The 23,243-nt window shown below is 61.6% G+C and carries 23 protein-coding genes and 1 pseudogene; 11 read left to right on the top strand and 13 right to left on the bottom strand.

The features are described from left to right. Position 1: 1 nt before the first annotated feature. From GGD53_RS21380 to GGD53_RS21360, 5 genes are all read right to left on the bottom strand, one after another. Positions 2-1,042, bottom strand: a complete 1,041-nt coding sequence (locus GGD53_RS21380; protein ID WP_184458863.1) for an NAD(P)-dependent alcohol dehydrogenase — start codon at positions 1,040-1,042, stop codon at positions 2-4. 4 nt (positions 1,043-1,046) lie between these two features. Continuing rightward, positions 1,047-1,253 (bottom strand): DUF2160 family membrane protein, encoded by a 207-nt coding sequence (locus GGD53_RS21375; RefSeq protein ID WP_010052171.1) that lies wholly within the window; start codon positions 1,251-1,253, stop codon positions 1,047-1,049. A 1-nt stretch (position 1,254) separates the two neighbouring features. Beyond that, complete coding sequence (locus tag GGD53_RS21370) at positions 1,255-2,088, bottom strand: carbohydrate ABC transporter permease (RefSeq protein WP_184458862.1); 834 nt, start codon at positions 2,086-2,088, stop codon at positions 1,255-1,257. Next, positions 2,085-2,963, bottom strand: coding sequence for a carbohydrate ABC transporter permease (locus GGD53_RS21365; protein ID WP_184458861.1), 879 nt, complete (start codon positions 2,961-2,963; stop codon positions 2,085-2,087). Before GGD53_RS21365 ends, GGD53_RS21370 begins: the two co-directional genes overlap by 4 nt. Positions 2,964-3,099: 136 nt before the next feature. After that, a complete protein-coding gene (locus GGD53_RS21360) occupies positions 3,100-4,530 on the bottom strand; it encodes an extracellular solute-binding protein (RefSeq protein ID WP_184458860.1) in 1,431 nt (476 codons plus the stop codon). 242 nt (positions 4,531-4,772) lie between these two features. Here GGD53_RS21360 and GGD53_RS21355 point away from each other — a divergent pair, with 242 nt between their 5' ends. Further along, positions 4,773-5,699: an AraC family transcriptional regulator gene (locus GGD53_RS21355; protein WP_184458859.1), complete on the top strand. Its 927-nt coding sequence runs from the start codon at positions 4,773-4,775 to the stop codon at positions 5,697-5,699. A 131-nt stretch (positions 5,700-5,830) separates the two neighbouring features. On the opposite strand, the gene GGD53_RS21350 is transcribed toward GGD53_RS21355, so the two are convergent. After that, positions 5,831-6,874 carry a zinc-dependent alcohol dehydrogenase family protein gene (locus GGD53_RS21350; RefSeq protein ID WP_184458858.1) on the bottom strand — a complete coding sequence of 348 codons (1,044 nt, stop codon included), beginning with the start codon at positions 6,872-6,874 and terminating at the stop codon, positions 5,831-5,833. A gap of 240 nt (positions 6,875-7,114) precedes the next feature. Here GGD53_RS21350 and GGD53_RS21345 point away from each other — a divergent pair, with 240 nt between their 5' ends. Beyond that, positions 7,115-8,002: a branched-chain amino acid aminotransferase gene (locus GGD53_RS21345; RefSeq protein WP_184458857.1), complete on the top strand. Its 888-nt coding sequence runs from the start codon at positions 7,115-7,117 to the stop codon at positions 8,000-8,002. 227 nt (positions 8,003-8,229) lie between these two features. On the opposite strand, the gene GGD53_RS21340 is transcribed toward GGD53_RS21345, so the two are convergent. Continuing rightward, positions 8,230-8,505 (bottom strand): nickel-binding protein, encoded by a 276-nt coding sequence (locus GGD53_RS21340; RefSeq protein ID WP_184458856.1) that lies wholly within the window; start codon positions 8,503-8,505, stop codon positions 8,230-8,232. Between the two features lie 86 nt (positions 8,506-8,591). Here GGD53_RS21340 and GGD53_RS21335 point away from each other — a divergent pair, with 86 nt between their 5' ends. Beyond that, positions 8,592-9,980: a tetratricopeptide repeat protein gene (locus GGD53_RS21335; protein ID WP_184458855.1), complete on the top strand. Its 1,389-nt coding sequence runs from the start codon at positions 8,592-8,594 to the stop codon at positions 9,978-9,980. Between the two features lie 34 nt (positions 9,981-10,014). On the opposite strand, the gene GGD53_RS21330 is transcribed toward GGD53_RS21335, so the two are convergent. Further along, positions 10,015-10,917, bottom strand: a complete 903-nt coding sequence (locus GGD53_RS21330) for a LysR family transcriptional regulator (protein ID WP_184458854.1) — start codon at positions 10,915-10,917, stop codon at positions 10,015-10,017. A 135-nt stretch (positions 10,918-11,052) separates the two neighbouring features. On the opposite strand from GGD53_RS21330, the gene GGD53_RS21325 reads away from it, so the two are divergent. The 4 genes from GGD53_RS21325 (at position 11,053) to nadE (ending at position 16,351) form a co-directional block, all read left to right on the top strand. Continuing rightward, positions 11,053-12,285, top strand: coding sequence for an HlyD family secretion protein (locus GGD53_RS21325; RefSeq protein ID WP_184458853.1), 1,233 nt, complete (start codon positions 11,053-11,055; stop codon positions 12,283-12,285). A 119-nt stretch (positions 12,286-12,404) separates the two neighbouring features. After that, positions 12,405-14,024, top strand: a complete 1,620-nt coding sequence (locus GGD53_RS21320; protein ID WP_184458852.1) for a DHA2 family efflux MFS transporter permease subunit — start codon at positions 12,405-12,407, stop codon at positions 14,022-14,024. A 20-nt stretch (positions 14,025-14,044) separates the two neighbouring features. After that, the gene (locus GGD53_RS21315) at positions 14,045-15,250 is read left to right on the top strand and encodes an adenylate/guanylate cyclase domain-containing protein (protein ID WP_184458851.1); all 1,206 of its coding nucleotides are present in this window, start codon (positions 14,045-14,047) and stop codon (positions 15,248-15,250) included. A gap of 267 nt (positions 15,251-15,517) precedes the next feature. Then, the gene (nadE, locus tag GGD53_RS21310; RefSeq protein ID WP_184458850.1) at positions 15,518-16,351 is read left to right on the top strand and encodes an ammonia-dependent NAD(+) synthetase; all 834 of its coding nucleotides are present in this window, start codon (positions 15,518-15,520) and stop codon (positions 16,349-16,351) included. A 12-nt stretch (positions 16,352-16,363) separates the two neighbouring features. On the opposite strand, the gene GGD53_RS21305 is transcribed toward nadE, so the two are convergent. Beyond that, a complete protein-coding gene (locus GGD53_RS21305) occupies positions 16,364-17,035 on the bottom strand; it encodes a glutathione S-transferase N-terminal domain-containing protein (RefSeq protein WP_184458849.1) in 672 nt (223 codons plus the stop codon). Positions 17,036-17,151: 116 nt separating this feature from the next. On the opposite strand from GGD53_RS21305, the gene GGD53_RS21300 reads away from it, so the two are divergent. After that, on the top strand, positions 17,152-17,769 hold the full coding sequence (locus GGD53_RS21300) for a TetR/AcrR family transcriptional regulator (protein WP_184458848.1): 618 nt from the start codon (positions 17,152-17,154) through the stop codon (positions 17,767-17,769). Here GGD53_RS21300 and GGD53_RS21295 read toward each other — a convergent pair. Then, entirely contained in the window at positions 17,731-18,993 is a 1,263-nt protein-coding gene (locus tag GGD53_RS21295; protein WP_184458847.1) for a multidrug efflux MFS transporter, read from the bottom strand. The genes GGD53_RS21300 and GGD53_RS21295 overlap by 39 nt on opposite strands. Positions 18,994-19,101: 108 nt before the next feature. Here GGD53_RS21295 and GGD53_RS21290 point away from each other — a divergent pair, with 108 nt between their 5' ends. Continuing rightward, positions 19,102-19,443 carry a nuclear transport factor 2 family protein gene (locus GGD53_RS21290; RefSeq protein ID WP_184458846.1) on the top strand — a complete coding sequence of 114 codons (342 nt, stop codon included), beginning with the start codon at positions 19,102-19,104 and terminating at the stop codon, positions 19,441-19,443. A gap of 15 nt (positions 19,444-19,458) precedes the next feature. On the opposite strand, the gene GGD53_RS21285 is transcribed toward GGD53_RS21290, so the two are convergent. From GGD53_RS21285 to GGD53_RS21275, 3 genes are all read right to left on the bottom strand, one after another. Then, positions 19,459-20,190, bottom strand: a complete 732-nt coding sequence (locus GGD53_RS21285; protein WP_184458845.1) for a sulfite exporter TauE/SafE family protein — start codon at positions 20,188-20,190, stop codon at positions 19,459-19,461. 59 nt (positions 20,191-20,249) lie between these two features. Then, positions 20,250-20,903, bottom strand: a complete 654-nt coding sequence (locus GGD53_RS21280; RefSeq protein ID WP_184458844.1) for a class I SAM-dependent methyltransferase — start codon at positions 20,901-20,903, stop codon at positions 20,250-20,252. 198 nt (positions 20,904-21,101) lie between these two features. After that, complete coding sequence (locus GGD53_RS21275) at positions 21,102-21,428, bottom strand: hypothetical protein (RefSeq protein WP_184458843.1); 327 nt, start codon at positions 21,426-21,428, stop codon at positions 21,102-21,104. Positions 21,429-21,642: 214 nt separating this feature from the next. Between GGD53_RS21275 and GGD53_RS21270 the strand changes: the two genes are divergently transcribed. Together GGD53_RS21270 and GGD53_RS21265 are read left to right on the top strand one after the other, a co-directional pair. Continuing rightward, the gene (locus tag GGD53_RS21270; protein ID WP_085777444.1) at positions 21,643-22,245 is read left to right on the top strand and encodes a superoxide dismutase; all 603 of its coding nucleotides are present in this window, start codon (positions 21,643-21,645) and stop codon (positions 22,243-22,245) included. Between the two features lie 102 nt (positions 22,246-22,347). After that, a pseudogene (locus GGD53_RS21265) lies at positions 22,348-23,190 on the top strand (metallophosphoesterase); the annotation flags it as partial. Positions 23,191-23,243 lie beyond the last annotated feature (53 nt).

Below are 23,243 nucleotides of genomic sequence, written 5' to 3'. Positions count from 1 at the left end.
GCTACCTCCCAAGCTCGATCTGGATCTTCACGGAGGACGGCTTCGGTCGCACGGCGTAATCGAACGCTTCGACAGAATCCTCGAAAGCGTAGGTATCGGTGATCAGCGCGTCGACATTGATCTGGTTCGATCCCAATAGCGCGACAATGCGCGGGTAGACATGGGCGTAGCGGAACACGTGTTCGATGCGCAGCTCCTTGGTCTGGGCGATGACGACATCGAGCGGGACCGGCTTCAGGGGCATGCCGACAAGGACGATGGCGCCGCCGGGGCAAGCATGCTGCGCCGTGTCTGCGATCACTTCGGCCGCGCCGGAACATTCGAAGACGACATCGACGCCCCATCCGTCGGTTTCGCGGGCTATGACACTCTTCAGGTCCTGCGAGCGTACGTTGACAGTCATGACGGCAGGGCCGAGCTTGCGCGCCACGGCAAGCTTTTCGTCGACAACGTCGGTAACGATAACTCTGGCACAGCCAGCCGACAGCGCGGCGATCGCTGTCACCATGCCGATCGGCCCGGCGCCCGTGACCAGCGCGATCGCACCGGGCGTCAGCCTCGCCTTGGACACTGCTTGGAAGCCCACAGCCAGCGGCTCGACCATGGCGCCAGCGGCATACGAAACATTGTCCGGAAGCTTAAAGGTGAAGGCCGCCGGGTGGACCACGCTCGGTCTCAATACGCCATGCACCGGCGGCGTCGCCCAGAAGCGCACCGCGGGATCGAGATTGTAGAGACCCAGTCGCGACGCGCGACTTTGAGGGTCGGGAATGCCGGGCTCCATGCAAACGCGGTCGCCCACTTTCAGGTTCTGGACGGCGCTGCCGACCTCTTCGATGATGCCGGCGGCTTCGTGGCCGAGGATCATCGGCTCGCGCACAACGAAAGGGCCGATCGCGCCGTGAGTGTAATAGTGAACGTCCGATCCGCAGACGCCAACGGTCTTGATGGCGATGCGCACGTCGGTGGGACCGAGCACCTCCTTCGGGTCCAGGTCGCGAATGCGCAGTTCGTCTTTGCGTTCGAGGACGAGTGATCTCATGTCTTCAGCCCTTTCGGATAATGAACACGGCCAGCGCCAGGCAGAGCACCGTCGCCACCCATAGGGGCAACACGCCCTCCAGGAAGCGCATCCATAGAAGATGCACAAGGATCAGGATAACGACCGAGATGAAGCCCCTGTCGAAGCCGTTGGTTCGGATAGGCAGGAATCCGTCGCGTTGGGTTTTCTGGGGTTGAACGCCAGCCATCATCTTACCCTTTCAATGCGCCGAACGTGAGGCCGGTCACGATGTGTTTCTGGACGAAGCCGAGCACGATGAGGGCCGGAAGCGTCGTCAGGAACGCCATCGCCGCCATCTCGCCCCAGTTCGTTCCGGTGACCGAGACATATTCAGCGAGCGCTGTCGTCACGGTCCTGGCGTTAGCCGACGACGTTAGGGTCGCTGCGAATAGGTACTCGTTCCAGGCGAAAATCCAGGTCAGGATGAAGGTGACGGCCAACCCCGGCCGCGCCAGCGGCAGGATGACGTTGGACAGCACCTGGCCGGTTGTCGCACCATCGACCCGCGCCGCTTCGTCAAGCTCCAGCGGAATCCCGTCGAGCATGCCCTTCAAGAGCCAGACGGCGAAGGGCAGGTTGAAGACGCAATAGAGCAGGATCAGGCCAATCTTCGTGTCGAACAGCATGAAATCGCCGAATACGAACCACTTGGTGAACAGCAGGAAGAGCGGCAGCAGAAACACGGCTGGCGGCGCCATGCGGTTGGTGATCAGCCAGAAAAACACATTGTCACCGCCGCCGATTTTGTAACGCGACAGCCCGAACGCCGCGAGCAGGCCGAGCGCGCACACCAGCGCAGCGTTCGATGTCGCCACGATCAGCGAATTCCAGAGATACGGCAGGAATGTCGAGCTGTTCAGCACCGCCAGGAAATTGTTCCAGTAAAGATCGTCGATCAGGAACGACTTCGAATAAAGCTTCACGCGGGGGCGCATCGAAACCACCAGCATCCACCAGACCGGAAGCAGTGTCAGAATGGTCAGGCATATCCAAAGGACGAAGGAGGCTATACCGGAGCGTCTCATTGTGCGCCTCCCTTGCGGCCGGTCATGGCGACGAACAGCAGCCAGCTCAGAACGATCGTGACGTATAGCGTCAGCAGCGACATGGCCGCACCGTAGCCGTAATCGGTCTTCGGAAAGACGTTGATCCAGATATGAAGGCCGATGAACCGGGTCGCCTCAGCCGGACCACCCTTGGTCAGCATCCAGATTTCGTCGACCGAGCGCAATGCGTCCATCAGCCGGATGAAGACGGTAGTCAGCAGCACCGGCTTCAACATCGGAACGATCACGTACCAGAAAATCTGCAGCTTGTTGCCGCCGTCGATCTGCGCCTGTTCGAGCGGTTCTTTCGGCAAGGCGGTCAGTCCCGCCATCAGCGACAGCGTCACGAACGGCGTCCAATGCCACAGGTCCATGATCATGGCCGTGACGAAGGCGTGATAGGCATTGGTCGAGATGTTGTAGTCGATGCCGAACCACAGTTTCAGGTAATAGGGCACGATGCCGAACCCGGGAACGCAAAGCAGCCGCCAGGTAGCGCCGACTGCAATGGGCGCGACAACGATCGGCAGTGTGTGGATCGTGCGAAAGAACTGCCGGCCCCACAGGCGGTCCGCCATCAGCGCGCGGGCCAGGACGTAGCCTAGCAACAGTTCGCTCACAACGACGAAGAATGCGAAGACCAGCGTGCGCGCAAGCGAGTTCAGGAATGTCGTGTCAAAAACGAGGCTGCGATAATTCTGGAGGCCTGCCCAGCGCAGCGTGGGGTCGACTGCGTTGGTGTTCCAGTCGAAGAAGCCGACATAGAGAATGTAGATGAAGGGAACGAACCCGACAACGAACAGGATTAGCGTGGCTGGTGTTAGAAACAGCCATCCGATGTTGGATTGTCTCATCCTGCGCTCCGTCAGATCGTCCTTGACAATTTTCGCCTGACTACCAGCGTCGCGGGCAGGCCCGCAAACCGCAGTCAGGAAAGGGGGCGGCCACCTTGCTAGAGGCGGCCGCCAACCGCTTGGGAGGTGCGGTCTTTTACTTGCGGTAGCCGAGCTTCACGAGTTCAGCTTCTGCTGCGGTGGCGGCCTGGTCCAGCGCATCGTCCGGCTTGATCTCACCGACGATCGCTTTGTAGATGAACGGCGCGACTACCTGCAGAACTTGCGCGTGGAACGGGAACGGCGGAGCTCCGGCGAACAGCTTTCCGTCCTCACGCATCAGCGTGTAGTAGCCGTTCATCTTCTTGTCCTGGTCGACGATTTTGGGATCGTCGTAGGTCGAGTTCATGACGATGCGGGAGCCGGCCAGCGCCCAGTCGGTCTGCACTGAAGCCTGACCGATATACTGCAGGAATAGCAGCGACGCGTCCTTGTTCTTGGACGAATGCGGGATGCCGAACGCGCCACCATCGTAATAGCCGATATATCCCTTGCCGGATTCGGCTGCTTCCATGACACCTGCCTCGACCGGAGGCAATGACACTCCCACCTTGCCGACGACCGTCGATTTGCTTTCGTCGGTAGCGATCCAGGCAGCGTTTTCACCGTAGACGAGGCCTTGGGCCGCGCGGCCGGCGGCAAATGTCCCGGCAACCTCGTCCCAAGTGGACGACGTCGATTCCGGCGGCGCGTATTTCAGCAGGTCGATCCAGTAGTTGAGCGCCTTCTTCGCGGCGGCTGAGTTCATCTGGCCGCCGTTCGCTTCGGTGGCCGCGAAGGTCGTGCCATCGATGCCCCAGTTGTACACGCCAAAGGTCGGCGCGACCGACTCGAAGAATTCGTAGAAGGCGGCGGGGTGGCTCGACGAGGCCTGTACGGTGGTTCCCCAGAGCTCCTTGTCTGCGCCGTATTCGGTGAAGAACTTGGCAATCTGGGTATACTCTTCATGCGTCGTCGCGGGCTTCAGATCCGCACCGGTGGAATCCTTGTAGGCTTTCTGGATCGCCGGATCATCGAAAAGATCCTTGCGGTAGAGGTAAGGCTTGATGAATGCTTCCATGGGGACGCCCATGACATTGCCCGACTTCGGATCCTTGAAATAGTTCAGGAAAGTGGTGAAATTCTCCGGCTTGAAGTCCGGCGAAGCGATCTTCGCATTATCGGCGAGCGACTTGGTGATATCGACCAGGAAGTTTCGGGCCAGATATGTATATACGATGTCCTGCTCGATATAGACGAAGTCATAGATGCCGGTATTGGCCTCCATGTCCTTGATCGCCTTGTCGTACATCTGGTCCCAGGATGTCGCTTCGAATTCGACCTTGATGCCGGTCTCTTCTGTGAACTTGGGACCGAGCACCTGCTCGACATATTTCGACGCTGGGGTCGATTCCGAGATGCCCCGGATGGTCGCGCCCTGATAGGGCTGGGCGGCAGTCTTCCACCAGGAATCTTGAGCAAGAGCTGTCGAGCTCCAAAGGCCAAGCGAAATGAAGCCGACGCCCACGGCTTTGACGAAACTGTTCATTGTTCTCCTCCATTTGGATCGCAAAATCGGTCCGGTTGTGCGTCTAAACTCTCCTCCAAGACGCTCAACGGACCTCAATAGTTGTAGAAAGAACTGGTGGACACAAGCGCGGCCGTTGCGCGATACTGATACTCTCATGCGCGAAATACCGAATTTATTCATGAAATCTTGTGTGCGTTGCACAATCAAATATTGATTGTCAGCGCAACGAGCATGCTAGGAGGCACGGGAGGATGTCCGCAATGTCAGTTATTTCGCCGACGGTCGCGAGATTTGAATATGTCTTGACTGGCGCGGACGAGTCGTTCCTCTGGCGCCGCGACGACTATCCGTGGGAACGCAACGTCTGGAATTTCCACCCGGAGGTGGAGATCCACTACATTCCCAACGCCAGCGGCGTCCTGCTTGCAGGCGATCATGTCGGCGCGTTCACGCCGGGCCATATTTCCGTCATCGGCAGCAACCTGCCGCACGACTGGGTGACGCCGCTCGGACCGGATGAGCGCATTCCAGGACGTGACATCGTCATTCAGTTTCTGCCGGCCAAGCTGGAGCAGGCTTCGGCCTTCCTGCCGGAACTGGCGGGGCTGCGTGACTTTTTCGCGCGCGCACAGCGGGGGCTCTCCTTCAAGGGCCGAGCGCGGGAACAGGCGGAGGCGCTGATACTCGACATGGAGTTCCAGTCCGGCTCGGTGCGGCTTTCGACCTTCCTGTCATTGCTCTCGCTGCTGCGGGACAGCGACGAGTTCGATACACTGTCTTCAGAGGCTTATGTGCCGGACCTGAGCTATGGTTCGCTGGAAGCCCTGCAACAGGTCTTCGCATATCTCTTTGCCAACCTGTCGGAGGACATCCGGTTGCCTGATATGGCTCGCATGGTCGGCATGAGCGACAGCGCCTTCTCGCGATTCTTCAAGAAAAACAGCGGACACAGCTTCACCGACCACGTCAACAAGCTTCGTATCTGGAAGGCGGGCCAGCTATTGACCGATACCTCTATGCCGATAACGGACATCTGCTTCGAGGTGGGCTATCGCAATCTGTCAAATTTCAACCGGGTGTTTCTGCGTCACCACAACTTAACACCGTCAAAATACCGGAAACTGTCCACCAACCGCAGAACCGTTCCGTTACCTCAGGCAGTGACAGATCATATGCCTGTGCAGTGAACCTAGCGATTAGTCGATGATACTTAAAGAGGAGGGAAGATGTATTCTCTCCTTGCGACTTCATTGTGCCCAGACTCGGAAAGTTATTGCTTCCTCTCGTTTTCGTCCCACCAGGGAGGGAAAAACGATCCCTATGAAAACCGCGTAATCACGCTGATCCCTGTCGCCTCCGCCTTATCGAGCCCCATCAGCGCCGGCACGGCCTCCTCGAGACTGACGCGGCGTCCGATCAGTTTCTGCGGGGCGATCTTGCCGGCCGCCAGCATCGACAGCATGGCGTCGTAGCGCCAGGCCTGCATGCCGTGGCTGCCGTAGATCTCAAGTTCGTGGCTGATCACCTCAGCCATCGGAATCTCGGGCGTGGCGTATTCACCGAGCATCAGCCCCACCTGCACATGCCGGCCGCGCCGGCGAAGGTTCTTGATCGAGTTGAAGCAGGTGGCGGGATGGCCGAGCGCGTCGATCGAGACATGGGCGCCGCCCTTGGTGATCTCGCGCACCGCTTCGGCCACGTCGGCGACATCAGATGCATTGACCGTCGCCACCGCCCCGCATTCGCGCGCGAAGGCGAGTTTCTCCTCCGATATGTCGACGCCGATCGCATTGGCGCCGAGTGCGGTGGCGATCATGATCGCCGACAGGCCGACGCCGCCGCAGCCATGCACGGCGATCCATTCGCCGGGCCCTGTGCGCGCCCGGTCGGCAACGGCGCGGAACGAGGTGGCGAAGCGGCAGCCGAGGCTTGCCGCCGTCGCGTCCTCGATCGAATCGGGCAGGTGCACCAGATTGGTGTCGGCATAATCGATCGCTACATATTCAGCGAAGGAACCCCAATGGGTGAAGCCGGGCTGAAACTGGTTCGGGCAGACCTGCTGGTTGCCGGAATGGCACACCGCGCAATGGCCGCAGCCGGAAACGAACGGCACGGTCACCCGGTCGCCGATCTTGAAGCGCATCACGCCACGGCCGGTGGCGACGATCCGCCCGGCAAGCTCGTGACCCGGCACATGCGGCAGTCGGATATCTCGGTCATGGCCCATCCAGCCGTGCCAGTCGCTGCGGCAGAGCCCGCTTGCGCCGACTGCGATGACGACGCCGTCCTCGGCAGGTGTGGGATCGGGCAGGGTGCGGATCTCCGGGGCCTGCTCGAAGGCTTCGTAGAACATGGCTTTCATCGGCGTTCTCCCTTATTCGCGCTTGCGTCCATGATCGCATGCGGCGGCCCGGCGATCCAACTGTCATTCCATCATTTTTGCTGATGCACCCATCGTTGGCGTCGCCGGTATCGCGCACGAATATTGCGGCCCTGCGCCGTCCTCCGGCATTTTCTTGCTTCCGCCTTTCCCGCCCGGATTTCTCCTTGACCCGGCCAGCCGCGGCGGCTTTTGCTTTTCCGACTGGATAGGGAGGGCAGCATGGCCGTCGATACATCACCGCGTTCCACCACCTGGACTCATGTCGACGGGGAGTGGCTCTCTGGCAATCCGCCGCTGATCGGGCCGACCTCGCACGCCATGTGGCTCGGCTCCTCGGTTTTCGACGGCGCCCGCTGGTTCGACGGCATCGCTCCGGATCTCGACCTCCACTGCCAACGCGTCAACCGCTCAGCACTCGCCATGGGCTTGAAGCCTGTGACGTCGGCCGAGGAGATCGCCGCCCTTGCCTGGGAGGGTGTCGCCAAATTCGATGGTGCCACGGCAATCTACATCAAGCCGATGTACTGGGGCGAACACGGTTCGCCCGGCAGCGTCGTCTCGGTCGATGCCGAATCGACCCGCTTCGCCCTCTGCCTGTTCGAGGCGCCGATGGGCGGCCATGGCGGCACCAGCCTCACCGTTTCGCCCTATCGTCGTCCGTCGCCGGAAACAGCGATGACCGAGGCCAAGACCGGTTCGCTCTATCCGAACAGCGGCCGCATGATCGCCGAGGCGCGCAGCCGCGGCTTTGACAATGCGCTGGTCCGCGATCTCAACGGCAACGTCGTCGAGACCGCCTCGTCGAACGTCTTCCTGGTGCGCGACGGCGTGGTGATGACGCCGGCCGCCAACCGCACCTTCCTCGCCGGCATCACCCGCGCCCGTGTCATCGGCTTGCTGCGCAAGGCCGGCTTCGATGTCGTCGAAGCCACGCTCTCGGTGGAGGATTTCATGCAGGCCGACGAGGTCTTCACGACAGGCAACTACTCCAAGGTCGTCGGCGTCACTCGCCTCGACGGCCGCGATTTCCAGGAAGGCCCGGTCACCCGCAAGGCGCTGGAGCTCTATATGGACTGGGCCCACGGCAGGAGTGAGAGCGAGGAGTGAGGGTGAGGAGTGGTCCCGCGGAGCGGGAGCAATCGATCCTGTGAATCGATTGCAACGACGAACGCCCGGAGCGCAAGCGCAGGGCAGGGCGTTCCGAGCTAGCAAGGTTCAAATCTGCGCCTCATCCGCCGCCAATTACCTTGGCGTGCGTCGAGCCACCGGCCTCGACTCGTCCTGCGGTCCGAGCTTCGCGGGTCGCGCCTGTTGATCCTTTGAAAAATAACACCTCAGGCCAGATCGTCGGCAGCAATGTGCTGGACTTCGATAATACGCTGCAAAGGAATTTGCGCGATCTGGTTTGCTTCCTCGACACGCTCGGCAGAAGGCGCATCGAAGAGGCAGAAGGATTTCTCTTCCGATGGCACGAAGGTCGAGCGCAGATACCGGACCGGCTTGCCTTGTGACGTCATTTCAGCAGTGACGGCCTTTGCGCGTGCCGCGGCGGCTGAAAGCTGCTGCGGAGTGATGCCGGGCAAGTGTCTTTCGACCATATACTGTGGCATGATGGGTTTCCTTCTGTGTACTGGATGAAGTTCAACCTCGATGCGCTCACTTTGTAAGATGATAGCGCCGATCGGCGGTAAACGAAATGGGTATCTACTTCGCCGTTATCTTCACCGATCTCGTCCGCCACTCGGCGGTCTGGAACAATGTCTCACGGGATGCGGCAGCGGAAATCGTCACGGAATACCGCTACCTGTCGCAGTCACTTGCGAGCCAATACGGCAGGCGGCATGAAAACTTCACCGGGGATGGTCACCTTTTTCTTTTCGAATCCGCGGACGTCGCGGTTCACTTCTCGCTGAAGCTCATCGCGTATTGGAAACAACGCCGCCGTTCTCTGGCCGCATCTCAGTACGGGCATGATCTTCCGATCCGGGTGGGCTGCCACTTCGGCGAATGCTACCGGATTGCAGACGACGACGCGTGGATCGGTCGGGCTATCAATATCGCGAAGCGCGTGGAAGCGAGCGCCGACCCGGACTCGTTGTTTATCTCACAGACTATTCTCGAGCTTATCGACCTTCCCGTTTATAATTTCGAGGATGCTGGAAGTTTCGAGCTCAAAGGCGACTTTCTGGCCTGTCGCCAGCTCTACAGGATGGTGTCCGTCGACCAGGCCGCACTTGCCGCAAGGCCCGAGGACAAAATGACCGCGGAGGACTGGTTCCTGAGAGGGGTCGGGTTGGGATCGCGAAGTACTGGTGCGGTGGAAGACGAACTGCTTTGCTATCGCAAGGCACTGGAACTCCGTGCCACATATCCGGAGGCTCACAACAATCTCGGAATTCTTCTGAAAAGGCTAGGTGACGCCGTCGAAGCCGCTGAGCATTACCAGGAGGCGCTCCGCCTTTGGCCGAATTATCCCGAAGGCCACTATAATTATGCGATCCTTCTGGAGGAAATGGGCGATATCGGCGGCGCGGAAACGCATTATCGTAACGCCATTCGCCTTCGTCCCGACTTTGTGGATGCTCGGCTGCGATATGCGGGCCTTCTCGAGGCGAATGACGATCCGGTTCAGACCGACTGCCAGTACCGGGAAGTCCTTCGTCTCCGACCCGCCTTCGCCGAGGCCAATAACAACTACGGCGTCTTCTTGGAGCGGATGGGAGATATAGCAAGCGCAGAAGCCCATTATGCAAGAGCGCTGGAGCATCAGCCCGATTATGCAGAGGCGCATTACAACTATGCGATGCTGCTCGAACCGGGCGACCAGCATAGGGCAGAGGAAGAGTACCGAGCCGCTATTCGTGCGAGGCCGGACTATGCGGAGGCCCATAACAATCTCGCCGTCCTGCTTCACGAGAACGGGGACTTGCCCGCGGCAGAGCACCATTACCTCGCCGCTCTCCAGTTGAAACCGGACGACCCGGGTGCGAACTACAATTTGGCTCTGCTCGCTCAGGCAAAGGGCGACGCAGAAATGGCCAATCGCCATTTCCGGCTTGCTGAAGAATTGAGGAGCGGTGGCTAATGCAGCTCGCCAGGGCGCGACCGACGCGCGCGCCTCACGTCATCCACTTCCGATGCTCCGCAAATTTCTCGGCCAGCAAATCGATAAACAGCCGCACCTTCGTCGCCAGATGGCTGCGGTTGGGATAGACGGCGTTGATGTTGAATTCGACCGGCCGGTAGTCCGGCATGATCTTCACCAGCCGCCCTTCGGCGATATCGTCGAACACCACGAAACTCGGCGCCAGGAAAATGCCTTGCCCATTCAGTGTCAGGAAACGCAGCATTTCGGCGCTGTTTGAGACGACGTTGCCGCCGATCTTAACGCTTTCCTGTCGGCCTTCGCCATCCTCGAAACGCCATTCCTCGCCATAGGGGTAATAGGCATATTGCAGGCAATTGTGGTCGGCGACCTCGGCCGGCCGTTGCGGCATCAGATGGCTTTCCCGGTAGGCCGGCGAGCAGACGAGCACATGGCGCCAAGGCGTCAGCTTGCGGGCGATGAGCGACGAATCCGGCGGCGGCACGGTGCGGATCACCAGATCGTAGCCATCCTCGATCATGTCGACCATCCGCTCGCCGGTGCTGAAATCGAGCGAGATCGACGGATAGAGTTCCATATATTCGCTGACGACCGGCAGCAGGAAGCGCACGATCGCGCCGCTGGTATAAAGCTTCAGCGTACCGCGCGGCGTGGTGCTCAGCGCACCCGCCGTCCTGTCTGCCTCCTCCAGTTCGGCGAGAATCTGCGACGAGCGTTCATAGTAATATTTGCCGGTTTCCGTCAGGCTCACTTTGCGAGTCGTGCGGTTGAGCAGGCGCACGCCGAGCCGTTCCTCCAGCGATTGCACGTGATTGCCGACCATGGTGACCGACATGTTGAGCCGTCGCGCGGCGGCGGAAAAACCGCCGCATTCCACCACCCGGCCGAAGACGGCAAGGCTTGTCAGTCGATCCATATTGCCCTCGGATTATCCGCTGAGAGTTGATGATCCTTCCCGATATAAGCAGATTATCAGAATGAACGGCAGGGTGCATTTTCCCTTCAATCGAACAGCGCCTCTGAAACGGGGCCGGATTGAAGGAGAAGCACGATGGTTGAGTTGCCCCGCAAGGACGTTTTCGACACTGCCCCGCAGGCCGATGCCGCACCTGCGGCCGAAGCGCCGAGCGCCCCGGTGGCAGAAGCGCCTGTCGTCGAGGCTCCGGCTGCGGAAATTCCGGCGAGGACCGGCCGCAGGACCGTCAAGCGTGCCGTCATTGCCGCAGCACTGCTTACCGGTGTCGCCCTGTCGGGCGATTTCGGCTATCGCTATTGGACAGTCGGCCGCTTCATCGAATCCACGGACGATGCCTATGTGAAGGCCGATTACACCACGGTCGCCCCGAAGGTCGCCGGCTATATCAGGCAGGTGCTGGTCAACGACAATGACGCGGTCAAATCAGGTCAGGTTCTTGCCCGCATCGACGATCGCGACTTCCAGGCCGCGCTGTCGCAGGCGAGGGCCGATCTCAAGGCGGCCGAAGCCGCCATTGCCAGTATCGATGCACAGATCGCCCTGCAGCAGTCGGTCATCGGCCAGGCCAGGGCAACGATCGATGCCTCTCAGGCCTCGCTGGATTTTGCCGTTTCCGATGCCGCCCGCTCGGCCCGCCTCATCACCAGCGGCGCCGGCACGCAGTCCCGCGCCGAACAGACCCAGTCGGCCCGCGATCAGGCCGCCGCCGCTGTCGAGCGCGACCGGGCCGCACTTGTGGCGGCTGAGAACAAGGTACCGGTTCTCCAAAGCCAGCGCGAACAGACGATTGCCCAGCGCGACCGGGCGGCAGCGGCCGTTCACCAGGCCGAGATCAACCTTTCCTACACTGACATCGTCGCCGCCGTCGACGGCACGGTCGGCGCCCGTTCGATACGCGTCGGCCAGTATGTCACCTCGGGGACGCAGTTGATGGCAGTCGTGCCGCTGCATGCCGTTTACGTCGTCGCCAATTTCAAGGAAACGCAGCTCACCCATGTCCGCCCCGGTCAGCCGGTCGAGATCAAGGTCGACAGCTTTCCCGACACGGCGATCAGAGGCCACGTCGACAGTCTTTCGCCGGCAAGCGGCCTCGAATTCTCGCTGTTGCCGCCTGACAATGCCACCGGCAATTTCACCAAGATCGTCCAACGCATCCCGGTCAAGATCGTCATCGACGATGAAGCGCTGAGTGGCCTCTTGCGCTCCGGCATGTCGGTCGAGCCCGAGATCGACACCAAGGCCGCTCAGACGGAAGCGGCCGAGCGCAAGACTGCTTCCGAGCAGGGATTATCCAGCCCCGCTGGATGATTCTTCTCTTCTTCCGCGAATGACCCCGATCATTCCCCGGATGATCCCCGATCGTTCTCTTAACGATCACCTGGACCCATCATGAGAAAGTTCCCGCGAGAGCTGGAAGGAGATATGTCATGGCCACGCTTGAGATCGCCGCAAACAGCAATTCGCTTGCGCGTCCGGCCGCCGCAACGCCGGCCCAAGCCACTGCCATGAGCCCGCTGCGCATGTGGATGGCGGTTGTCGGCTCCACGCTCGGCGCCTTCATGGCGGTGCTCAACATCCAGATCGTCAACGCCTCGCTCGCCGATATTCAGGGCGCCATCGGCGCCGGCACGGATGACGGCGGCTGGATCTCGACCTCTTATCTGATCGCCGAGATCGTCGTCATCCCCTTGAGCGGCTGGCTGACGCGGGTCTTCTCGCTACGAAACTATCTGCTGGTCAATGCCATCCTTTTCCTGGTCTTCTCGGTCGCCTGCGCCTTCGCGGCCAATCTGCAGCAGATGATCATCCTGCGTGCCATCCAAGGCTTCTCCGGCGGCGTGCTGATCCCGATGGCCTTCACCATCATCATCACCTTGCTGCCCAAGGCCAAGCAGCCGATCGGCCTGGCGCTCTTTGCCCTGTCGGCCACTTTCGCGCCGGCGATCGGCCCGACCATCGGCGGTTACCTCACCGAGAACTGGGGCTGGGAATATATCTTCTACGTCAACCTGGTGCCGGGCGCGCTGATGGTCGGCATGCTCTTTGCTTCGCTCGACCGGGCGCCGATGAACCTGAAGCTGCTCGCCAAAGGAGACTGGCCGGGCATCGTCACCATGGCGATCGGTCTGGCAGCCCTGCAGACCGTGCTGGAAGAGGGCAACAAGGAGGACTGGTTCGGCTCCGATTTCATCCTCCGCCTGGCGGTTGTTGCGGCCGTCTCGCTGACGCTGTTCATCGTCATCGAGCTGAGGACTGCCCATCCGCTCTTGAACCTGCGCCTGCTGCTGCGCCGCAACTTCGGCTTCGGTATCGTCGCCAATTTCCTGCTCGGCATTGCGCTTTATGGTTCGGTCTTCGTGCTGCCGATCTATCTCACCCGCATCCAGGGCTATAATTCCGAGCAGATCGGCATGGTGCTGGCATGGACCGGCATCCCGCAGCTGCTGCTGATCCCGCTGGTGCCGCGCCTGATGAAACGGTTCGACGTCCGCCTGCTGATCGTCATTGGCTTCGCCCTCTTTGCCGCCTCGAATTTCATGAATGTGCATATGACCGGCGATTACGCGAGCGACCAGCTGTTCTGGCCGAACATCGTCCGCGCCATCGGCCAGGCACTCGTCTTCACACCGCTTTCGGCGATCGCCACGTCAGGCATCGAGCAGGAGAATGCCGGTTCGGCGTCGTCCCTCTTCAACATGATGCGCAACCTCGGCGGCGCGGTCGGCATTGCCTCGCTGCAGACCTTCCTGTCGAAGCGCGATCAGTTCCACTCGAACATCCTGACCAACTCGGTCTCCGTCTTCGAGGAAGCGACCCGCGATCGCATCGCCAGGCTGACGGCCTATTTCATGAACCACGGCGTCAGCGATCAGGCGGTCGCCAGCCATAAGGCTGTCGTCGCCATCGCACTTAAAATCCGCAAGCAGGCCAATATCATGGCCTTCAGCGACACGTTTTTCCTGCTCGGCGTCGCCCTCGTCGTCGCCCTGCTGGCAAGCCTGTTGCTTCGCAAACCCGGTCAACTCTCCGGCGGCGGCGCCCATTAAGCATGAAGGAGGAGAAGACCATGACGTCAGCGATCCATGCCCCCGTAGCCGACCGGTTTCGGCCACAGGCCGCCGGCAATGCCGTCAGCACCGGCGCGCTGCTCTCGATCATCGAATGGCTCTCCGGCGACGAATGCCATGCGCTCGACGAAGCCGGCCTCGTCTCCGGCCTCGGCCGCAGGCTTCAGGCGCTTGGCTTGCCGGTCGACCGGCTGACCCTGCATCTGATGACGCTGCATCCCGAGTTCATCGGGCGCACCGTCGCCTGGGCTCCGGGCGAACCGGTCGAGATCCACGACCGTGAACACGGCGCGCGCGTTGCGATATCGAACACACCGCTGCGCAAGGTCATGGACACGCGGGAATTGCTGGTCGTCGGGGCCGGCGACAGCGTGCACGGCCGCTGGCAGCATATCGATGTCTTTGCCGACCGCGGCCTGATGCAGCTCGTCATCGCGCCGCTCTGCAATGTCGACGGCCCGGTCAGCGCCGCCGTCTTCGCCACTCGACGGCCAGGCGGCTTCTCCGCCTCCGAGCAGCAACTGATCGAGCGCATCCTGCCGGCGCTGCGCAACACCAGCGAGTTGCGCATTCTGCGCCAGGTCGAGCTCAGTCTGCTCGATACCTATATCGGCCCGCTGACGGCAAGCAGGATCCTCGCCGGCCGTATCCGCCGCGGCGAGATCGAATCGATGCAGGCGGCCCTGCTGCTCTGCGATCTCAGAGGCTTCACCGAACTGTCGAACCGGCTGCCCGGCAGCACCGTGCTCGGCCTGCTGAACGCCTATTTCGACAGGATCGTGCCGGCCATCACGCGTGAGGGCGGCGAACTCTTGAAATTCATGGGTGATGCCGTGCTCGCCTTCTTCCCGGGCTACGATGCCGCCCAGTCCTGCGGCGCCGCTCTCGCCTCGGCCCGCGCCATCCTCGATGAGATCGACCATTTCCAGTATCAAGGCATCGGCGTGAAGGCCGGCATCGCCTTGCATTACGGCGAGGTCAGCTACGGCAATATCGGCTCCGGCAACCGTCTCGACTTCACCCTGATCGGCCGCGACGTCAATCTGCTTAGCCGCATCCAGACCGCCTGCAGCGAGTTGGGCGAGGCTCTGCTGATGTCGGCGCCGTTCCGCGATGAGGCCGGGGCAGGGGACGCCGCCTCCGTCGGCGCGCATCGGCTGAAGGGCTTTGCGGAGCCGGTGGAGCTGTTTGCGATCGAGCGCTAGGCGCTCGCGTCCGCCCCTCATCCGCCTGCCGGCACCTTCTCCCCGCTTGCGGGGCGAAGGGGATATGCCGCAACGTCTCCGTTCCTCGCTCAGCTCTCGCAGGGCACGTCCCCTCTCCCCGTCAGAACGGGGAGAGGGTTAGGGTGAGGGGCATTTTCTTGCTGTGAGGGAGCCTCTTACGCTCGGAACACGTACAACACAGTCACCACCTTAACCTTCCCGCACCTTTCCGCCATAGTGCCCGCGAACCCCATAAAGGAGAATCCCATGACAGTGCTGTCCGACGAACAAGGTGAGATCATCAGGGAACTCGGCGTCGCCGCCGAGATCGATCCCGAGCATGAGATCGAGCGGCGGACCGCCTTCCTCAAGGATTATCTCGTGGCGTCGGGCATGCGCGGCTACGTGCTCGGCATTAGCGGCGGCGTCGATTCGCTGACGGCGGCGCTGATCGCCCAGAAGGCGGTGCGTGAGCTGCGTGATGGCGGCCACGCGGCGGAGTTCATCGCCGTGCGTCTCCCCTATGGGATCCAAGCGGACGAGGCCGATGCGAACCGGGCGCTGGAAACGATCGGTGCCGACCGCTCGATGGTGGTCAACATCAAGGAGCCGGCGGATGCGATGCTGGCGGCCGCGCAGAACGGCGGCCTCGCCTTTGCCGATGCCGGCCGGCAGGATTTCATCCTCGGCAATATCAAGGCCCGCCAGCGGATGATCGCCCAGTTCGCGCTTGCCGGCGCGCTCGGCGCCCTGGTGATCGGCACCGATCATGCCGCCGAGGCCGTCATGGGCTTCTTCACCAAGTTCGGCGACGGCGCCGCCGATATCCTGCCGCTTGCCGGGCTCAACAAACGCCGCGTCCGCCTGCTGGCAAAGCGGCTCGGCGCTCCGGACGATCTGGTCTTCAAGGTGCCCACCGCCGATCTCGAGGATCAGCGGCCGCTGCGTCCCGACGAGGAGGCCTATGGCGTCACCTATGATGAGATCGACGATTTTCTTGAAGGCAAGCCGGTCGGCGAGATCGCTCGCCGCCGGATCCTTGCCGCCTATCGGGCGACCGCGCATAAGCGCGCCCTGCCGGTGGCGGTCAACACTCTCTGAGCGTGGCCGGTGCTATGGCCGCACCGGCTCGCCCACGCGTCCGGCCGAGGCAAGATAGGCCTGCGGGGCGAAATAGACGCCGTCGGCATCGAAGGCCTGGAGGTCTTCCGCCTGCAGCGCCTCGCGCACCTTGGGACGCGCCGCCACACGAGCCATGAAGCCGTGCAGATCAGGCCATTGTTTCAGATCGATGTCTGTCCACGGCGACCAGTTCAGGCAGACGAAGAGATAGGCGTCCGCTACCGTGAAGGCCTCGCCGGTGAGATAGGATCCGGCAAGCCGGTCGTTCAGCCAGGCAAGCCGCTTCGAGATCAGCGCGCGGATCTCGCCGTGCACGCTGGCATAAGTCGGATTGAACAGCAGCACCATCGGCTTGTGCAGCTCGGCGGTGATGAAATTGAGATAGGATTGAACCTCGTTGCGCTTGATGTCGCCGATTTCGGGCTGCAGCGCCGAACCTTCGGCGAGGAACTGCACGATCGCCGGTCCCTCGGTCAGCACCTTGCCGTCGTCGAGCATTAGCGCCGGGACATAGCCGTTGCCGTTGATGGCGAGATAATCTTCGCCGTCGCTTGTTCTGTGCGTTTTTCGGTCGACCTGGACGAGCTCGATATCGAGCCCAAGCTCGCGGCAGATGATGTGCGGCGAAAGCGAGCAGGCGGCGGCGTGCATATAGAGTTTCATCGTCGGTTCCCTTTCTGCGGAGGCGGCAAGATGCGTTAGGCGATAATGTTTGGACATTTGTACTGTTTCGCATAAAATGACCTTCGTCAAGAATTTAATGCGAAGCGGTACACAATATGAAGGACGAGAAGAAGCGCGGCCGACCGAGGGGCTTTGACGCCCGGGCAGCGCTTGATAAGGCGCGGGATGTCTTCTGGGATAGGGGCTTTAGTGCCGCCTCGCTCGACAACCTGAGTGCCGCGACCAACCTCAACCGCCCGAGCCTCTATGGCGCCTTCGGCGACAAGGAAGCCCTCTATCTCGAGGCGCTGGAGGCGTATCGCCAGGATGGCATGGAGGTTCTGAAGCAAGCGCTCGACCCCTCGCTACCGCTGCGCGACAACCTCGCTCGTGTCTATGCCGGTGCTTTGGCAATCTATCTGCATGGCGAAATCGCCGCCCGCGGCTGTCTGCTGATCAGCACCGCTTCGGTCGAGGCGGTCGAACATGAGCGGGTGCGGGAGGTGCTCGGCCGCAGCCTCAACGATTTCGACGGTGAGATCGAAAAGCGCATGCGCATTGCCGCGGAAAGCGGCGAGCTTGCCGAGAGCGCCGACCCGCTGACGCTGGCAAGGCTCGCTTCCGCCGTCATGCATTCGCTTGCCGTGCGCGCCCGTGCCGGCGACAGCCGCGAAACGCTGGAAGCGATCGCCCGCTCAGGCGTCGAGCTGATCTGCGGAAGCACGCATGTTTGATGTCTCAGCCTCCCTCGGCCGCACCGCCCAGGCATAGGCCCCACCCGCCACAAGCAGCAGCGCGGTGCCGAGGAAAACTGCCCGCATGCCGATATGCCCGCCGACGAAGCCGCCGAGGACAGGGCCGGCCACCTGGCCGACATATTGCGAGGAGACGGAAAGCCCGAGAATGCTTCCGGCCGCACTGTCCGGCACGCTGTGACGGATGACGGCGGCGATGCAGGGCAGAAGTCCGCCGAGGGCTGCACCCATCAGGAAACGCAGTATGATCAGCTGCCAGGAACTGGTGACGAAAGCCTGCGGTATCAGCAGCAGCCCGGCGACTACGAGCGCGCCCGAGATCACCGGCCAGTGGCCGATCCTGTCGGCGAGCCTGCCGAGCCATGAGGCCGAAAGAATGCTGCCGAGGGCGGCAGCCGACATGACGAGACCGGAGATCACCGTCACTTGCGCCTCGACGGGCATGATCTCGGCGACATAGACGGTGATGATCGGTTCGATCGACATATTGGCGAGCATCAGCAGCATGCCGGTCGCAAGCATGGCAATGACGGGCCGTTTGTCGGCTATGGATTTCCAGCCGCCGCTCGCCTTGGCCGCCTGGCGGCGGTCCGGCGACTTCTCCTCCTTGATCAGCAGGGTGGTGGCGAGAAAGGCGAAAAAGATCATGCCGCCGGCGGCGAGAAACGTTCCGCGGATGCCGATGAGCGGCGGCAGCGCTCCACCGATCAACGGCCCGACGAGATTGCCGGCCATGATGCCGGAGGAGAGGACGCCGAGCGCCCAGGCGGAGCGGTCCTTCGGCGTCTGCGTCGCCACCAGCACCATCGAGCCGGAGGAGTAGCCGCCGGCAAGCCCGACGAATAGGCGCAGCGCCACCAGCTGCCAGACATTGCCGGCCATGCCCATCAGCGAGATCGCCAGCGTCATGCCGAGGCTGGCGCGTACCAGCATCAGCTTGCGGCCGTAGATGTCACCGAGCCGCCCCCAGAGCGGCGCGACCAGGGCGGCGGCAAGGAAGGTGGCGCCATAGGCGATGCCCGACCATTGCACGATCGCCGCGTGCTCCGTCACGCCGAGTTCCTCGACATAGAGCGGCAGGAAGGGAAGCAGCAGCGTCATCGCCACGATCGTGGTGAAGGAACCGATCAGCGAGACGGCAAGGTTGCGCTTCCAGTAGATCGAGCCAAGCTTAACCCCGGCGTCCCATTGTGTGTCTGTCATTCCTTGCATCGATCCTGTAGCGCAATCGCGCCGCAATCTGGATCATCTCAGGGAAAAGTGCTAGGACATAACCGATTGCGCGATGCAATCGGTTATGGAGGACATGCCATGAACGCAGTGATCCCGAGGGAACAGGCCGTCCGCGATCTCTACGCCGCCTATCTCGCCGACCGCAAGGATATTGCCGGTGCCATGCTGACGGAGGATTTCACCTTTTCCAGTCCGCGCGACGATCATATCGATAGGGCCGCCTATTTCGAGCGCTGCTGGCCGAAGGATCCGCTCTTCCGCGCGATCTATATCGAATTCCTGGCGGTAAACGGCGACGAGGCTGTCGTTCGCTATCGCGCCGAAAAACTGGACGGCACGAGCTTCGCCAATATGGAAAGCCTTCGTTTCCGCGGCGACAGGATCGCCGCCGTGGAGGTCTATTTCGGCCGCAATCTCTGACCCGCCGAAACGGCTTTAGAAGATCCGCATCGCCGACGTCGTGATGATGACCATCGAGACCGCCACCATCAGCGCCCGCACCGGCAGCCGCTTGACGAGGATGGCGCCGAAAGGGGCGGCGATGACGCCGCCGATGATCAGGCCGATCGCCGAATTGAGCTCAGACCAGCCGAGCGTCACGACGAAGGTGATCGAAATCGTCAGCGTCACTGCGAATTCGGTGAAATTCGTCGAGCCGATCACCCGTTTCAGATCATGGCCGCGCCCGACCAGCGTACTGGTGACAACGGGGCCCCACCCGCCGCCGCCGATCGCATCGAGCACGCCGCCGCAAAAGCCGACGGGCGGCACCGCCCAGTCCCGCACCTCGCGCCTGTTCTGCGGTCGGAAGGCCTTGTAGAGGATCAGGAGGCCAATCGCGATCAGATAGGCCGATACGAAGGGCTCGATCACCTTGCCGTCGATATTGGCAAGCAGAGTGGCGCCGATCGCGCCGCCAATCATGCCGGCCGGGGCGAGCCGCGCCACCAGACGCCAGTCGACATTGCGATGATAGGCATGCGACAGGCCTGACGCCGCTGTCGTGAACATTTCCGTCACATGCGTCATAGCGCTGGCATTGGCCGCCGACACCCCGAAGGCCAAGAGGCTCGTCGTCGACAGCACGCCGAAGGCCATGCCGAGCGCGCCGTCGACGATCTGCGCGCAGAAGCCGACAACGATGAAGAAGAAGATATCCGATGTCATGCAGTCCCCTCAGGCGAACGGTAGCATCAGAATCGGCGATGCGGAAAAAACTTTTGGTCTCAGGAGGAAAAGCCGCGCTGCTTCAGGCGGACGATCTTGAAAAAGCCGTTCGGAAAAACCGGCAGAATATCGGTCGTTGAAAAATCGCCGCGGCGCTCGGCCCAGGCGACGATGCGGTGAATGCGGAAGGCGGACGACCAACCGATGTGACGCACCAGCGGCGCCACCGCCGCCTCGATCACGCCTTGCAGACCGGCGCCGTCGCCGAGCTTGCTTGCCAGGATGATCTCGCCGCCCGGCCGCAGCACCCGTGCGCATTCGTCCAGCGCCCGCTCAGGCTCGGGAATGAGCGTGATGACGAAGGGCAGGCAGACCACGTCGAAGGATTTGTCGGCAAGGCGCAGCGCATGGGCGTCCATCACCTCGAGCGCCTGCACATGCTGCAGGTTTTCGCGACGTACCTTTTCTCGCGCCCGTGCGATCATATGTTCGGAAATGTCGATGCCGGTCACCCGGCAGCGGCTGGGATAGTGGGTGAGCGTAAGACCGGTGCCGACACCAACTTCAAGAATATCAGTGCCGGCTGCGGCGGCAAGCGCGGCCAACTTGCGGTGGCCGTCCCGCAGGATGCCGCGATAGACGCGGTCATAGACCGGTGCCCAGCGCTGATAGATTTTCTGCTGATCTTCCGCCCTGTTGCGAAGCGCCGACATGCCTGAACCTCCCTGCGCATGAACCTGAGAATTGGAATCGATTCTCGGAAAAGATCATGCGTTTATCGCAAACATAGAGCGCCCTGACGCCTCTCACAGAGGCGCCGCGCTCTAAAAACTGAGAACTTCAACTCCTGAGGGTGGGTTCGTGTTTCCGATCGGAATGTGACTGAAGTCACAAACCGCCACGGTGGCCGGCTATCTCGCCGGCGTGAACCCGAGCTTCTCGACATCCATCTCGCTGCCGATCTCGACCGATTTCTCCTGCTTGTCATAGACGCAGATCTGGACGATGAGCCCCTTGGCCCCTTTAGGTTTTCCCTTCACCAAGGCCAGCCCGTAATGCAAGGTGCCGAAGGGATCGACGACGGCATCGGGCTTCTCGATTGCGACCGCCGCCTTCCTGCACTTGTCTTCCACGTCGGCGGCCAGCTGTTTCCAGGCCTCGTCCGAAGAGGCATGCGCCGCAGTGACAAGAAACGGAAGCGCGGCAATGGCGAGATGCGGGATTATATTCCTGTTCATATCGGGATCTCCGTGGATGTCGGTCACCGGTGAAAGCCGTTTTCGGGGCGGCATGCCGGGCGATTTGCACGCCCGAATCCCGCCCTGAAGCTGAGGCAAATTTTCCTCCGTCCAGTCGTTTTTTGATATTTCGCCGGTTGCCTCTCCCCCTTTCCCCTCCTATGTTCCGCCTCACCTGCCGATGACGCAATCTATTGCCAAGAGGAGATCTGACATGGCTTTCGAATTGCCTGAACTTCCCTATGATTACGAAGCGCTTGCCCCCTTCATGTCGAAAGAAACGCTGGAGTTTCACCACGACAAGCACCACAAGGCCTATGTCGACAACGGCAACAAGCTCGCCGCCGAAGCCGGCCTTTCGGATCTCTCGCTCGAAGAGGTCGTGAAGAAGTCTTTCGGCACGAATGCCGGGCTCTTCAACAACGCTGCCCAGCACTACAACCACATCCATTTCTGGAAGTGGATGAAGAAGGGCGGCGGCGGCAACAAGCTGCCGGGCAAGCTCGAAGCGGCCTTCGCCTCCGATCTCGGCGGCTATGACAAGTTCAAGGCCGATTTCGCCAATGCCGGCGCCACCCAGTTCGGATCCGGCTGGGCCTGGGTTTCCGTCAAGAACGGCAAGCTCGAAATCTCCAAGACCCCGAACGGCGAAAACCCGCTCGTTCACGGCGCCACCCCGATCCTCGGCGTCGACGTCTGGGAACACTCCTATTACATCGACTACCGCAACGCGCGTCCAAAATATCTCGAAGCCTTCATCGATAGCCTGATCAACTGGGACTACGTCCTGGAGCGCTACGAAGCAGCCACGAAGTAAGCGACTTCGCCCAATTCGACACCCGGCGCCGCAAACGCCGGGTGTTTTCTTTTCGCATGAAGCCGTCACAGCCCTGTCATCGGCCGCTCTTAAGCCCGCCCCATGTCGTCCTCTGCTGTTCCCCTGTTCCGCTTCGGCATCATCGCCGACCCGCAATATGCGGCGGTCGCCCCACACGCGGCCATGGACCGCTATTACGCCAACAGCCTCACCAAAGTCGCCGAGGCGATCGAGATCTTCAACGGCGAGGAGTTGAGCTTCGTCATGACGCTCGGCGACGTCATCGACCGCAGCTTCGCCAGCTTCGACGACATCCTGCCGGTCTACGGCAAGCTGAGGCACGAGGCGCTCTTCCTACTCGGCAATCACGATTTCTCCGTCTCCGCCGGGCACCTTTCCGAAGTCGCCGCCCGCCTTGGCATGCCGTCGCCCTATTACAGCTTTTCCCGTCACGGCTGGCGCTTCATCGTGCTCGACGGCAACGAGGTCAGCACCTTCGCGCCGCTCGAAGGCCATCCTCATCGCGCCCTTGCCGCACGGCTGCTGGCGGAGCTGCAGGCCAAAGAGGCGGCGAATGCCCATCACTGGAACGGGGCGCTGAGCGACGAACAATTCGCCTGGCTCGGCAACGAGATCGCCAATGCGGCTGCCGCCGGCGAGAAGGTCATCGTCATCAACCATTATCCGGTGTATCCGCCGGGTGAGCACGGCATGTGGGACAGCGAGCGCGTCGTCGCGCTGCTCGCCTCGCAGCCCCATGTCATCGCCTATCTCAACGGCCACGACCATGCCGGCAATTACGGCAAGGCCGGCGCCTGCCACTTCGTCAACTTCAAGGGCGTGGTCGACACCGAAAAGCAGAACGCCTTCGCCATTGTCGAGGTGCATGCTGACAGCATTGAGATCCGCGGCTTCGGTCGCGAGGAGAGCCGCACGCTGGTTTATCAGGCTGCGACCGGGGCCGGCACGTCTTTTCATCCTGCTCAGGCTTGTGCCAC

The organism is Rhizobium aethiopicum (assembly GCF_014197535.1).
Classification (GTDB): Bacteria; Pseudomonadota; Alphaproteobacteria; order Rhizobiales; family Rhizobiaceae; genus Rhizobium; species Rhizobium aethiopicum_A.
Note: the sequence above shows the minus strand (reverse complement) of the source record. Positions and strands in the feature narration are given on the sequence as shown.